The 13,014-nt window shown below is 73.5% G+C and carries 14 protein-coding genes; 4 read left to right on the top strand and 10 right to left on the bottom strand.

Features of this window, described 5'->3' with window-relative positions; translation table 11 throughout:
- Positions 1-162: 162 nt before the first annotated feature.
- A complete protein-coding gene (locus ABT160_RS34200; protein ID WP_351651849.1) occupies positions 163-1,632 on the bottom strand; it encodes an APC family permease in 1,470 nt (489 codons plus the stop codon).
- Positions 1,633-1,737: 105 nt separating this feature from the next.
- On the opposite strand from ABT160_RS34200, the gene ABT160_RS34195 reads away from it, so the two are divergent.
- A complete protein-coding gene (locus ABT160_RS34195; protein WP_502984351.1) occupies positions 1,738-2,466 on the top strand; it encodes a TetR/AcrR family transcriptional regulator in 729 nt (242 codons plus the stop codon).
- A 34-nt stretch (positions 2,467-2,500) separates the two neighbouring features.
- Here the strand turns inward: ABT160_RS34195 and ABT160_RS34190 are convergent, their stop codons facing one another.
- The 5 genes from ABT160_RS34190 to ABT160_RS34170 form a co-directional block, all read right to left on the bottom strand.
- Positions 2,501-3,490 (bottom strand): zinc-dependent alcohol dehydrogenase family protein, encoded by a 990-nt coding sequence (locus ABT160_RS34190; RefSeq protein WP_351651848.1) that lies wholly within the window; start codon positions 3,488-3,490, stop codon positions 2,501-2,503.
- Positions 3,487-4,326 carry a carbohydrate ABC transporter permease gene (locus tag ABT160_RS34185; protein ID WP_351651847.1) on the bottom strand — a complete coding sequence of 280 codons (840 nt, stop codon included), beginning with the start codon at positions 4,324-4,326 and terminating at the stop codon, positions 3,487-3,489. Before ABT160_RS34185 ends, ABT160_RS34190 begins: the two co-directional genes overlap by 4 nt.
- A complete protein-coding gene (locus ABT160_RS34180; protein ID WP_502984350.1) occupies positions 4,323-5,306 on the bottom strand; it encodes a carbohydrate ABC transporter permease in 984 nt (327 codons plus the stop codon). The genes ABT160_RS34185 and ABT160_RS34180 overlap by 4 nt, the downstream gene beginning before the upstream one ends.
- The gene (locus tag ABT160_RS34175; RefSeq protein ID WP_351651846.1) at positions 5,303-6,670 is read right to left on the bottom strand and encodes an ABC transporter substrate-binding protein; all 1,368 of its coding nucleotides are present in this window, start codon (positions 6,668-6,670) and stop codon (positions 5,303-5,305) included. The genes ABT160_RS34180 and ABT160_RS34175 overlap by 4 nt, the downstream gene beginning before the upstream one ends.
- A gap of 104 nt (positions 6,671-6,774) precedes the next feature.
- A complete protein-coding gene (locus ABT160_RS34170) occupies positions 6,775-7,536 on the bottom strand; it encodes a DeoR/GlpR family DNA-binding transcription regulator (protein WP_351651852.1) in 762 nt (253 codons plus the stop codon).
- Positions 7,537-7,834: 298 nt separating this feature from the next.
- Between ABT160_RS34170 and ABT160_RS34165 the strand changes: the two genes are divergently transcribed.
- A complete protein-coding gene (locus ABT160_RS34165) occupies positions 7,835-7,990 on the top strand; it encodes a hypothetical protein (RefSeq protein ID WP_351651845.1) in 156 nt (51 codons plus the stop codon).
- Between the two features lie 65 nt (positions 7,991-8,055).
- On the opposite strand, the gene ABT160_RS34160 is transcribed toward ABT160_RS34165, so the two are convergent.
- The gene (locus ABT160_RS34160; RefSeq protein ID WP_351651844.1) at positions 8,056-8,919 is read right to left on the bottom strand and encodes an ATP-dependent DNA ligase; all 864 of its coding nucleotides are present in this window, start codon (positions 8,917-8,919) and stop codon (positions 8,056-8,058) included.
- Between the two features lie 195 nt (positions 8,920-9,114).
- On the opposite strand from ABT160_RS34160, the gene ABT160_RS34155 reads away from it, so the two are divergent.
- Positions 9,115-9,897, top strand: a complete 783-nt coding sequence (locus tag ABT160_RS34155; RefSeq protein ID WP_351651843.1) for a DUF4230 domain-containing protein — start codon at positions 9,115-9,117, stop codon at positions 9,895-9,897.
- 33 nt (positions 9,898-9,930) lie between these two features.
- Here ABT160_RS34155 and ABT160_RS34150 read toward each other — a convergent pair whose 3' ends face one another.
- The 3 genes from ABT160_RS34150 to ABT160_RS34140 form a co-directional block, all read right to left on the bottom strand.
- Positions 9,931-11,046: a serine hydrolase domain-containing protein gene (locus ABT160_RS34150; protein ID WP_351651842.1), complete on the bottom strand. Its 1,116-nt coding sequence runs from the start codon at positions 11,044-11,046 to the stop codon at positions 9,931-9,933.
- A 137-nt stretch (positions 11,047-11,183) separates the two neighbouring features.
- Entirely contained in the window at positions 11,184-11,654 is a 471-nt protein-coding gene (locus ABT160_RS34145) for a carboxymuconolactone decarboxylase family protein (protein ID WP_351651841.1), read from the bottom strand.
- An 88-nt stretch (positions 11,655-11,742) separates the two neighbouring features.
- Positions 11,743-12,321: a flavoprotein gene (locus ABT160_RS34140; RefSeq protein ID WP_351651840.1), complete on the bottom strand. Its 579-nt coding sequence runs from the start codon at positions 12,319-12,321 to the stop codon at positions 11,743-11,745.
- Positions 12,322-12,461: 140 nt separating this feature from the next.
- Here ABT160_RS34140 and ABT160_RS34135 point away from each other — a divergent pair, with 140 nt between their 5' ends.
- Complete coding sequence (locus ABT160_RS34135; RefSeq protein WP_351651839.1) at positions 12,462-12,995, top strand: GNAT family N-acetyltransferase; 534 nt, start codon at positions 12,462-12,464, stop codon at positions 12,993-12,995.
- Positions 12,996-13,014: the final 19 nt, after the last annotated feature.

The raw sequence follows: 13,014 nt of genomic DNA, 5'->3' as shown, positions 1-13,014 counted from the left end.
TTGGGGGGCCGCGTTTGATGTCTTTGTGGGGGGGGTGGTTGTATTGGCGGTTTCTATTGGGGGGTTGGGGGGGGGGGGGGGGGGGGGGGGGGCGGGGGGGCGGACCGCGCCGGGTGGCGCGGTCCGCCGTCGGGCGCCGAGTGCGGTGCGGCGGACGGTGGTTCAGGTCGCCGTGACGGGCTCCTGGTCGGTGCGGGCGGCGGCGCCGCGGACGAAGTACGGCGACTTTCTCACCCACTTGGCCCAGGCGGCTGCCACCAGCCCGGTGGCCACCATCACGGCGGGACACAGGAGCATGAACCAGCCGTTGTCCGGGCTGACGGCGAAGTGGTCGGCGGAGTCCCAGAACGTCCAGGCGAGGTAGCCGCCGAGGGCGAGCAGGGCGCAGGCGCTCAGGACCGGCAGGACGACGACGCGGACGAAGGCGCCGGTGCCCTCTTCGGCGCGTACGCCGCGGAAGCGCCGGGCGGCGGCCAGGGCGGTGAGGGCGTAGGAGAGCGAGACCACGATGCCGATGGCGTTGACCGAGGCGAGGATGACGTCGCCGATCTGCCGGATCACCAGGGACACCAGGGCGATGGACGCGGCGATCGCGCCGATCACCACGGTGCCCGCGGCGGGGGTTCCGTACCGGGGGCTGACCTTGAGCCAGAGCGGGCCGAGGGTGCGGTCGCGGCCCATGGCGAACATGCCGCGCACGGTGGGGATGACGCCGGACTGCAGGGAGGCGACCGCGGAGAAGGTCAGGGCCACCAGCGGGAGCACCGCGAGCGGCTGGCTGGCCAGGCGTTCGCCGAAGAAGGCCAGGCCCTGGGCCCCGTTGTCCGCCAGCTCGTCGACGGACAGCACCCGCTGGAAGGAGAACGAGCCGAGCAGGAACAGGCCCAGCATGGTGAACAGGGTGAGGGTGCCCGCCTTGGAGGCGTCGCGCGGGTCGTGGATCTCCTCGTTGACGCTGAACGTCGCCTCGAACCCCCAGTAGCAGAAGACCGAGAGCAGCAGCCCCTGGGCGAGCGCCTGCGCGGACGGCACGGCGAACGGGTTGACCCAGTCCCAGCTGAACGGGTGCGGCCCGGTCAGCAGTCCGTACCCGCAGAAGCCGAGCAGTACGGCGTACTCGAAGACGAGCAGCCACTTCTGGAAGGTGGCGGCGGTACGGGTGCCGGTGACGGCGGTGAGGGTCACGGCGGCCAGCACCACCAGGCCGACGGCCGTGGAGTGGGCCGTGGAGTCGGGGTCGGGGCCGTGCAGGCCCGCCCGGGCGGCGAGCTGGATGAGCGCGGAGCCGGTGACGGTGGTGGTGTAGGCCAGGAAGACGACGGTGGCGGCGATGGCGAGCCAGCCGACGAGGAACCCGGCCCAGGGGCCGAGCGAGCGGCCGACCCAGGTGTAGGCGCTGCCCATGTTGGGCTCGACGCGGTTGAGCCGCCCGTAGGCGCCCGCGATGCCGAGGACCGGCAGGAACGCGAGCAGCATCACGATCGGCAGGTGGGCGCCGACCACGGCGGCGGTGACGCCCAGGCCGATGCCGATGGACGTGGTGGCGGCCGTCGAGGAGGCTGCGATGGCGAAGCCGTCCAGGACGGTGAGGGTCTTCCTGAGCTGTGGTGGGTCGCTGCTGTACGGCGTCACGGCTGCTGCTCCTTCACCCCGGGGCCCCTGCGGCGGGCCCGATGGCGGCACATCGAACTCCCCGGGGGCTCCCCTGGTCAACGCTGTTGTCATAAGGTGCGGGCCATGAGCGAGCGAGTCGTGGGTGAGCGTGTCGTACGGGACGGTGAGCGGCGCCGCAGGCGCCCCACCAAGGGGGGTACGGTGCTGTCCGCGCAGCTGATCGTGGAGACGGCGCTGCGGCTGATCCAGGAACACGGGGCGGCGGCGCTGACGGTGCGCCGTCTCGGCGCGGCGCTCGGGGCCGACCCCAGCGCCCTGTACCGCTACTTCCGGGACACCGACGACCTGCTGCTCGCGATCGCGGACGAGCTGATCGGGCGGACGCTGTGCACCTGGGAAGCGAGCGGGGACTGGCGGGCGGACCTGCGCTCGCTGGGCCTGGCGATCCACGCGGGCTACCAGGCTCACCCGCAGGCGGCGCTGCTGACGTGCGCGCGGGTGACGGGGCGGGCGAACGAGCTGCGGTCGGTGGAGACGATCCTGGGGGTGCTGCGGGGGGCGGGGTTCCCGGACGCGGAGGCGGTGCGGATCTACCACGTGTTCGTGGACCAGGCGCTGTCGTTCGCGGCGCTGGACGCCCATGTGCTGACGCTGCCGAGGGAGCTGCGGGAGGCGGAGCGGCGGGCGTGGCCGGAGGTGTACGGGGCGGTGGCGGCGGACGCGCACCCGCACGTGGCGTCGTGCGCGCCGCTGCTGGTGGCGGAGATGTCGCGCAGCGCGTACCCGGCGGCGCTGGACATGGTGCTGGCGTCGGCGGCGGGGAGGCTGGGGTTCTTGCGGGGGGCCGGGTGAGGGGGGCCGCGCCCGGCGCCCCCTCGGCCTGCCGTCAGGGCACCACCAGGATCTTGCGTCCCTTCCCCTGGCGGAAGCGTTCCAGCGCGTCCGCGTACCCGGTCAGCGGCAGCCGGTCGCTGACGAAGACCTCCGGGTCCAGGACGCCCGTGGCGAAGAGGGCGGCGGCGCGCTCGTAGCTGTGCAGGACCGCCATCGAGCCGGTGATGGTGATCTCCTCGTTGTAGATGCGGTACGGCTCGATGGTGGTGCGGGCCGCGTAGTCGGCGACCCCGAACTGCAGGTACGTACCGCCTCGGGCGACCCGGCCGACGGCGTCCTGGATGGCGCGCTCGTTGCCGGTGGCGTCGATGACGACGTCCCAGCCGCGCGGGCGCTCCACCTCGTCCGCGCCCGCGACGGCGTGGTCGCAGCCCAACTGCCGTGCCGTGGCGAGTCGTTCGGGGTTGATGTCGACGACGTCGATGCTGACGGCGCCGGTCCGCTTGGCCAGTTCGAGCATCATCAGGCCCATCGTCCCCGAGCCGTAGATCAGCACCCGGGCACCGAGCTGGCTGCGCAGGACGTCGTACCCGCGCACCGCGCACGACAGGGGTTCGATCAGGGCCGCGTCCTCGGTGCGGACGTGCTCGGGCAGGCGTACGCAGTTGGCGACGGGCGCGCGGGCGTACTCGGCGGCGGCGCCGGGCACGGTGACGCCGATGGCGGAGAAGTGGTCGCAGAGGTTGTTGCGGCCGATGCGGCAGTAGTGGCACTCGTGGCAGGGCAGCGACGGGTCGACGGCGACCCGGTCGCCGACGGCGAGTTCGGTGACGGCGGTGCCGAGCGCGACGACGGTGCCGGCGAACTCGTGGCCGGGCACGATCGGCAGCGAGGGGGCGAACTCGCCCTGGAGGATGTGCAGATCGGTACCGCACAGGCCGCAGGCGGCGACCTCCACCACGACTTCACGGGGCGCGGGCGCGGGGTCCTCGACGGTCTCCACCGAGACGCTGCCGGGGGCGCTGATGAGGGCTGCTTTCACTTGACCGCTCCGAGGGAGAGGCCCTGGACGAGCTTGTCCTGGGCGGCGAATCCGGCGATGAGGACCGGCAGGGACACACAGACGGCGGCCGCGCACACCTTGGCCAGGAACAGGCCCTGGCTGGTGACGAAGCTGGTGAGGAAGACGGGGGCGGTGGAGGCGACGACGCCGGTGAGCACCCGGGCGAACAGCAGCTCGTTCCAGCTGAAGATGAACGAGATGAGGGCGGTCGCGGCGATGCCGGGGGCGGCGACGGGCGCGACGACGCGGAGGAGGACGGTGGGCAGCGAGGCGCCGTCGATGGAGGCGGCCTCCAGGATCTCGCGGGGCACCTCGGCGAGGAAGGAGCGCATCATCCAGACCGCGATCGGCAGGTTCATCGAGGTGTAGAGGACGACCAGGAGCCAGATGTTGTCCAGGGTGCCGGTGTTCTGCGCGATGAGGTAGAGCGGCAGCAGCGCGGCGACGGCGGGCAGCATCTTGGTGGACAGGAAGAAGAAGAGCACGTCGGTCCACTTGCGCACGGGCTTGATGGCGAGGGCGTACGCGGCGGGCAGGGCGAGGAGCAGCACCAGGGCGGTGGAAACGACGCTCGCGGTCAGGGAGTTGGCCAGTGGGGGCCAGGGGGTGGTGCCAGTGCCAGAGCCGAAGAACTCGCGGTAGCCCTGGAGGGTCAGGGGCGCGCCGGGGCTGGGCGGGTTGGTGGCGGCGTCGGACTCGGAGTGGAAGGAGGTGAGCACCATCCAGCCGAACGGCGCGAAGAACAGCAGGCCGCACAGCCAGGCGGCGAGCCCTCGGGCGCCGCGGCGGGCGCGGGCGGACGTGGCGGGGGTCATCGGGACGCCTCCTCCTTGAACAGGGACGAGACCGTGCGCAGGGCGAAGGTGGCGATGAGCAGGGAGCAGATGACCACGAGGACGCCCTGGGCGGAGGCCAGACCGTAGTCGTGGGCCTGGTAGAAGGTGTCGTAGACGCTGTAGGGCAGGTTGGCGGAGCCGAGGCCGCCGGAGGTGAGGGTGAAGACGGCGTCGAAGTTCTGGACGACGTAGATGCTGCCGAGCAGGGCGGCGAGTTCCAGGTAGCGGCGCAGGTGGGGGAAGGTCAGGTAGCGGAAGACCTGCCAGCTGCTCGCTCCGTCGACCCGGGCGGCCTCGACGGCGTCGGTGGCGCGGCTCTGCAGCCCGGCGAGCAGGATGAGCATCATGAACGGCGTCCACTGCCAGACGAGGGAGAGTTCGACGGCGGCCAGGGGGTTGGTGGACAGCCAGTCGGTCTGGGGCGGGTCGTCGCTGCCGAAGAGCCGCCACAGGGCGGTGAGGGTGCCGTTGACCAAGCCGTAGGAGGCGTTGTAGAGGGCGTGCTTCCACAGCAGCGCGGCGGCGACGGGGACGACCAGGAACGGTGTGATGAGCAGGGTGCGGACGATGCCCCGGCCGAGGAACTTCTGGTCCATGAGCAGGGCGAGGCCGAGTCCGAGGACGAGGCTGACCAGGACGACGGTGGCGGTGAGCAGGACGGTGGTGACGATGGCGTCGCGCAGCTGCGGGTCGGTGAGGGCGGTGGTGTAGTTCTCCAGGGTGCCGAAGCGGCGTTCGTCGGGCTCCAGCGCGTTCCAGCGGGTGAAGGAGATCAGCAGGGTGCCGACGAAGGGGAGTTGGGTGACGACGACGAGGAAGACCAGGGCGGGCAGCAGGGGCGCGCGGCGCGCCCACTCCCCCGCGGTGCGCTTCGTCCCGGCGCCGTGCGTGCGCGGCGTCCGGGTGGTGCGCGGGGCGGTCGCGGTGCCGGGGGCGCCGGTGGCGCGGTCGGCGCTCACCGTCGGGCCTGCTTGTGTCCGACGTCGGCGGCGAGGCGCTGGCCGAGGTCCAGGGCCTCGTCGACGCTCTGGCGTCCGGCGATGGCGGCGCTGATCTGGCGGGAGACCTCGGTGCCGAGGTCGGTGAACTCGGGGATGCCGACGAACTGGATGCCGGGGGCGGGGCGTTGCTGTACGCCGGGGTGGAGCGGGTCGGCCTGGGTGAGGGCGTCGCGGGTGGCGCCGGCGAAGGCGGAGGCGGCCTTGACGTACTGGGGGTTGGCGTAGGTGGAGGCGCGTTTGCCGGCGGGGACGCGGGACCAGCCGAGCTGTTCGCCGACCAGGTTCTCGTACTCCTTGCTGGACGCCCAGGAGATGAACTTCCAGGCGTCGTCCTGGCGTTCGCTGGCCTTCTGGACGGCCCAGGCCCAGGTGTAGAGCCAGCCGGAGCTCTTGGTGCGTTCGACGGGGGCGGGCGCGTAGCCGATCTTCCCGGCGACCGGGGAGCCCTGGCGTTCGAGTTGTCCGGCGGCGGAGGTGGCGTCGTACCACATGGCGGCCTTGCCCTGTTCCATGGTGTTGAGGCATTCGGTGAACCCGGCCTGGGAGGCGCCGGGTTCGCCGTGCGCGCGGACGAGGTCGACGTAGAACCGGGTGGCGCGGCGGAACTCGTCGCTGTCGAGGCGGGCCTTCCAGTCCTTGTCGAACCAGGTGCCGCCCATGGTGTTGACGACGGTGGTGAGCGGGGCGAGGAGCTGGCCCCAGCCGGGCTGGCCGCGCAGGCAGATGCCCTTCATGCCGGGCTGGGCGCCGTCGGCCTTGGCGGCGATGTCGGCGACCTGCTGCCAGGTGGGGCGGGCGGGCATGGTGAGGTTCTTCGCGGCGAGGACGTCCTTGCGGTACATCAGGAACGACGACTCGCCGTAGAAGGGTTCGGCGTAGACCTCGCCCTGCGCGGTGAGGGACTGGCGTACGGGTTCGAGGACGTCCTGCTGGTCGAACGCGGGGTCCTGGCGGGCCCGTTGGGTGAGCGGGGCGAGCCAGCGGTTCTTGGCGTAGATGGGCGTCTCGTAGTTGCTGATGGTGGCGACGTCGTACTGGGCGGCCTGGGCGGCGAAGTCCTGGCTGATCTTGTCGCGGACGTCGTTCTCCGGCAGGACGGTGAAGTGCACCTTGATGCCGGTCTCCTTGGTGAAGTGTTCGGCGGTGAGCTTCTGCAGGTCGATCATCTGCGGGTTGTTGACCATGAGGACGTTGAGGCCGTCGCCGCCGGTGCCGCCCGCGCCGGCGCAGGCGGCCGGGGAGACGAGGGCGAGCGCCGCCGCCGCGGCGGTGGCCTTGAGCCTGCGGTACGGGCGTGGGCGTGCGGGTGGGGGTGGGGTCACGGGGCTTCCTTCCCGGTGGTCCGGCCGGGGCACGGCCGGACCAGATTGGGCGTGCACATGTCATTCATCCGTGTGGGGCGGCCCGCCGGCGCGCGGGCCGGGCGTCAGACCCGTACCACCTGCGGGCCGAGCAGCGAGTAGCGGTGCGCCTCGGCGCTGGACAGGCCCGCGTCGGTGACGATGGCCTCGAAGTCGCCGACCTCCGCGAACCGGCAGAAGCTGTTGGCGCCGAACTTGCCGTGGTGGCCCAGGAACACGCGGCGCCGCGACACCTGCACCGCCTTCGCCTTCACGTCGGCCACCACCGGGTCGGGGGTGGTGAGGCCGAACTCCCGGGAGATGCCGTTGGCCCCGATGAACGCCAGGTCGATGACGAACCCGGCCAGCATGTCGCAGGCCCAGGCGCCGACGGTGGCCAGCGTGCGGCCCCGCACCCGGCCGCCGAGCAGCAGCACCGTGACGTTGGCGGACTCGGCGACTGCGGCGGCCGTGGACAGCGAGGCGGTCACCACCGTCAGCGGGCGGTCGTCGGGCAGCAGGGAGGCCAGCAGCTGGGGGGTGTAGCCCTCGTCGACGAAGACCGTCTCCGCGCCCGCCAGGTGGCGCACGGCCTCGGCCGCGATCCGCCGCTTGTTCTCGGCGTGCAGCGTGACGCGCTGGGCAAGGTTGGTCTCGAACCCGGCGCTCTCCACCGGGTAGGCGCCGCCGTGGGTGCGGCGGACCAGGCCGCGCCGCTCCAGTTCGCTCAGGTCGCGGCGGATGGTCTCCGGGGCGACACCGAAGTCCACCGCCAGCGTGGCGACTTCGACCCGCCCCCGGCGGCGCGCCTCGGCGAGCAGCCGGTGGTGGCGTTCCTCCGAGCGGATCAACGTTCCGCCCCCTCCCGGTGGTTGGGACCTCGTCTAGGTGTTATACCTCCGCCGCCCGGGGGTGCGGACGCCCGGTCCCGGCCCCGGAGTGCCCGATTGTGCCCGTACCGGTCACTCCGTACGCACTGTTCAGCGATGTGGCATGCCTCACGGGCCGGGGCGCGTGTGCCCGTTTCCCCGAGGACGGGCACCGCTTCGGACCGTGGCGGGCGCGAGCGGTGCGCTCCTCCGGGCACGGCGGGCCCGCCCACGCCCTTGGGACGCCCGGAATCGGGGGACCTGGGAGACTGAGGGGGTGAGCACCACCCGCCGCCCGCTCGGCCTCGGCCCCCGTCCCGCCCCGGACGTGCCCGAACAGCCCGCACAGCCCGCCCCGCCGCCCACCGCGCCCGGCCCCGCCCCGGCGGCCCGCAGACGCCCCCTGGGCCAGGGCGGCAGCGCCCCCGCCTGAGCGCGCGCCACTCCGACGGGTGACGTACGGCTGTACGGGGAGCGGCCGGCGCGGCGGTACGGGCGTCAGCGCACCCGGGTCACCGTGACCACCGTGTGCCGGGTCGTCCCCGCGAGCACCTCCACCACCAGGCCCGCGCCCGTCGTGCGGTAGGGCTCGTCCTCGTCCGTGCGGGCCGCCCGGCCCGGCCCGTGCGCGTGCAGGTGGCCGCTGACCCGGGCGGCGAGCGGAGCGGTCAGCCGCTGCGAGAGCGCCCGCCGCCCGTCGGGCAGCCGCACCACCAGGTGGTCGGCCCGGTCCGCGGGCCCGGTGTAGCCGATGACGGCGGCGTCCACGGTCTCCGCGTGGCGCACCTTCTGCCAGATCCGCCCGGCCCGGTAGGCGCCGGAGCCGCGCTTGGCGACGACGCCCTCGATGCCCTGGTCCAGGAGGTTCTCGTACCAGACCAGGGCCGTCTCCCGGTCGTCGGTGGCGGGCACCGGCTGGATCGGCGGCCCCAGGCCGGACAGCACGTCGAGCAGCAGGGCGCGCCGCTCGGTGTAGGGGCGGGGCCGGACGTCGCCGTGGACGGGGTGGGCGAGCAGGTCCCAGACGGCGTACGAGGCGGGCCACTGCCGGGCCAGCTCGCGGGCGCGCGCGGGGGTGGAGTTGGCCCGCGCCTGGACGGCGCCGAAGTCGGTGCGGCCCTCGCGCCAGACCACCGCCTCGCCGTCCAGGACCGTGCCGGCCGGCAGCGCCTCGCCGGCGGCGGCGAGGTCGTTCCAGGCGGCGGTGACCAGGCGTCCGGAGCGGGCCTGGAGACGTACGGCGTCCGGTTCGCGCAGCAGGACGACGCGGTGTCCGTCGAACTTCGGCTCGAACCACCAGTCCGGGCCCGTGGGCAGGGCGGTCACGGACCGGGCGAGCGCGACGGCCACCGGCATCTCCATACCGTCCAGCGTGCGCGACGGTGATGCGCGGTGCGCGCGGGGGTGGGCCGTGCGCGACCCGCGCCCCGCCTTCGCGCACCCTTCTCCATCGGGCACCCCGCGCTCCCCCGTGGCCCGCACACGCGCCTCCCGTTCCCCCGTGCCCCGATCGATCTCGCCGCTTCGGGGCACCCGTTGGGGTGAGGGAGGTGTGCCATGGCCGAGAACAGGGCCGAGACGAGGTCCGGTGCGCGAGACGAGGAGCGGGGCCGGACGGCGGAGGACGAGCGGAACCGGACCGATACGGATCAGGGGTCCGCGACGCGCACGGAGAGACAGCGCGAGGAGCGGGTGCGGCCCGTGCGGCAGCGGACGCCGTGGTGGGTGAAGGCGGTGGGGGCGGCGGCGTTCGTGCTGGCCCTGCTGTTCGCGGGCCTGAAGCTGTCGCTGGTGCCGGGGCTCGACGACTTCCTGGGGTCGCGCACCAACGACCGGACCGGGCCGACCCTGCTGCAGTCCGTGCAGGACCTCAGCCGCTACGACGCCGCGTCGGGCAACTTCCAGGTGGTCGTGGACCTGGAGAAGGACGCCAAGCTGCTGCCCGACGCGGTGCGCGGGACGCGGACGCTGTACGTGGGGGCGGGCACCGTCGACGCGTACGTGGACCTCGGTCGGGTCAAGGACAAGGACGTGACCGTGGACGAGGGGCGTACGACGGCGACGCTGCGGCTGCCGCACGCGGCGCTGGGCAAGCCCGCCCTGGACCCGGACCGCTCGTACACGGTGTCCAAGCAGCGCGGGCTCCTCGACCGGCTCGGGGACTTCTTCTCCGACAACCCGGGCAGCGAGCAGGCCGTCCAGCAGCTGGCCGTGAAGCACATCGCGGACGCGGCGAACGAGAGCCGGCTGACGGCCCGGGCCGAGCAGAACACGACCCGGATGCTGGAGGGGCTGCTGCGCTCCCTGGGCTTCACGACGGTGAAGGTGACCTATGCCTGACGTAGTGTCAATGTGGTTTCGGAGAGGGCTTGTTCATCCGGCGGCGGCCCGCTTGAGCCCTTCGTAGGCGGCGCCGATCAGGTCCATGCCGCGGGCGTCGGCGGCGGGCTCGCGCATCTGGCTGGTCACGTAGGCGACGGCCATCCGCGCGTCGACGTCCACGGCGACCAGCGAGCCGCCCCAGCCGCCCCAGCCGTAGCTGCGGTCGCCGAACATGCCGTAGCCCATGGCGTAGCGCGCGGGCATGCCGAGGACGACGTCCTCGCCCTCGTACTGCACCTCGCGGGCCCGGTCGGACCCGGCCCGCGAGAGCAGGCGCACGCCGCCGACCTCGCCGCCGCAGGCGGTCAGGGACTGGAGCAGGGCGACCGAGCGGGCGTTGCCGTAGCCGCTGGCGGCGGGGATCTCGGCGCGGCGCCAGGCGGTGCTGTTGCCGTCGCGTACGCGCAGCGCCGTCGCGGTGCCGGACTCCTCGGCGGTGTCGCTCGCGGCGCCCGCCGTGTACTCCTCGTCGCGCCCGGGCGGCGGTACGGCGAGGGCGACGCGCGGGTCGTGCGCGGCGGGCAGCCCGATGTGGAAGTCGGCGCCGAGCGGGCCCGCGAGCTCGTCGGCGAAGAGGCGGCCCAGGGTGCGGCCGGTGATCCTGCGCACGACCTCGCCGACCAGGAAGCCCTGGGTGAGCGAGTGGTACCCGGCGCGGGTGCCGGGCTCCCAGCGGGGGGCCCGGGCGGCGAGCCGGGCGGTGGCGGCCTCCCAGTCGAACAGCTCCTCGACGGGCCACTCCCAGTCGGGCAGCCCGGCGGTGTGCGAGAGCAGGTGGCGCACCAGCACCCCGTCCTTGCCGGCCGCGGCGAACTCGGGCCAGTACCGGGCGACCGGCGCGGCCGGGTCGAGCTCGCCGCGGTCCATCAGGACCAGGGCGCACAGGGCGGTCATGGTCTTGGTGACGGACCAGCAGTTGGTGAGGGTGTCGCGCTGCCAGGGCCTGGTGCGGGCGGCGTCGGCGTGCCCGCCCCAGAGGTCGACGACGGGCTCCCCGCCGATGAACACGGCGACGGAGCCGCCGGTGTCCCCCTCGTCCAGGGTCGCCGCGAACGCGTCGGCGACGGGGGCGAACAACTCATCGTAATTGCCCTGGATTTCGGCCATACCCGCCAACGTATCCCGCCCCGGCCCGGGCGGCCACCGGATTACGGGCCGGCGCCCCGCACCTCCGCGCGGGTCCGGGAACATCCCCCGAGCTCCCGGCCCGCACGGCGCCGCGGTGCGGCCAACTGGCCTCCGGATCAGCCGAACTGGCCCGGCTGGTAGTCGCCCGCCGGGTTGCGCAGCAGGACGTTGAGGCGGTTGTACGCGTTGATCGTGGCGATCAGGGCCACCAGGGCGAGGAGTTGCTCCTCGTCGTAGTGCTTGGCCGCACCCTCCCAGACGTCGTCCGGGACGCCCGCGCCGTCGGCCAGGCGGGTGCCCGCCTCGGTCAGCTCCAGGGCGGCGCGCTCGGCCTCGGTGAAGACGGTCGCCTCGCGCCAGGCGGCGACGAGGGCGAGGCGCACCGGCGTCTCGCCCGCGGCGGCGGCGTCCTTGGTGTGCATGTCCAGGCAGAAGCCGCAGCCGTTGATCTGGCTGGCCCGGATCTTCACCAGCTCCTGGACGGCGGCGGGCAGGGCGGTGTCGGCGACGGCCTTGCCGGCCGCGTTGAAGTGCTTGATCAGCTTCGGGCCGAGGGGGTTGGCGAAGGCGTTGATGCGGGGTTCCACGGCGGTCTCCTCCGGTGGTGTCGGCTGGTTACACCCCTATGACGGATCGCCTCACGGGGTTGTGACACGCTCCGGTGTGACCCCCGTCTCACGCCCTTCGGGACAGCTCCGCGAACCGCGGGTCCAGGAGTTCCAGGACCTCCTCCCACCGGAACGGGTCGCCCTTGCCGATCAGGACGCCCATGGCCGACAGGCGCTCCAGGCTCTCGCGGTAGGCGGGGTGGCGGGCCAGGTCGGCGTTGACGCGGGGCAGCACGGCGGTGGGCACGCCCTGACCGTACGCCTCGCAGAGGGTGGCCACCGCCAGGGTGTCGGCGAGGCCCGCCGCCCACTTGTTGACCGTGTTGAAGGTGGCCGGTGCGACCGCGATCGCGTCGGGCGGCGGGAGCGGGCGCGGGTCGCCGGGGCGGCGCCACGCCGAGCGGACGGGATAGCCGGTGCGGGCGGTGACGTCCTGCTCGTCGATGAAGGCCAGGCCGTTGGGCGTGGCGATCACGCCGACGTCCCAGCCACGCTCCCGGGCGGCGGTGATCAGGGCGGCGACGTCGACGGCGACTCCGGCCGCGCACACCACCACGTACAGGAAGGGCCGCCCGCGCCCGTGAGGCTCCTGAGGGAAGGGCTGCCCGCTGTCGTGGGGAAAGGGCTGCCCGTTCTCGTCGCTCATCGTCCAGCTCCCGTCGCGTCCGCGTGCCCGCTCCTGCCCGGAAGACCGGATGACCGGTGCGTTCCCTGGTCGGGATCCTAGGGCCTTCGTTCGGATCGGGCCGGGCGGCCGCGCTCCCCGCCCCGTGCGACGATCGGTGGGTGAGTGAACCGAACGACCTCGACTTCCGCCGTGCCGACGCCGCTGACCTGGGGTTCCTGGTCGAGTTGCGGGACGGCGCCGCGCGCTGGATGGCGGAGCGGGGCATCACCGGACAGTGGCAGCCCGGGGAGCTGGGCGAGGACCACTTCCGGCGGGTGCTCGGGCACGGCGAGATCTGGATCGCCCGGGACGGCTCCCGGGCGGTCGGCGCGTGGGAGCTGTGGTGGAGCGACGAGGCCGCCTGGGGCGCGCGCCCACCGGTGGCCGGCTACGTGCACCGGCTGATGGTGGACCGGCGCACCGCCCGGCCCGGCACCGGAAGCGCCCTGCTGCGGGCCGCCGAGGAACGGGTGGCGCGGGCCGGGCGCGAACTGGTGCGCCTGGACTGCCTCGCGGACAACGAGCGGCTCAACTCCTACTACCTGCGCGCCGGTTACCGGGCGGTGGGCACGATGGAGGGCAAGCCGCAGCCCGGCGGCGTGCGCAAGTCGTACACGCTGATGGAGAAGCGGGTGCTTCCGGAAGGGAGTTGAGCCCGGTCGGGGCTCCCCC

This window comes from Streptomyces sp. NPDC001941 (genome assembly GCF_040296945.1).
Classification (GTDB): Bacteria; Actinomycetota; Actinomycetes; order Streptomycetales; family Streptomycetaceae; genus Streptomyces.
This window is presented reverse-complemented; position numbering and strand designations above follow the sequence as displayed.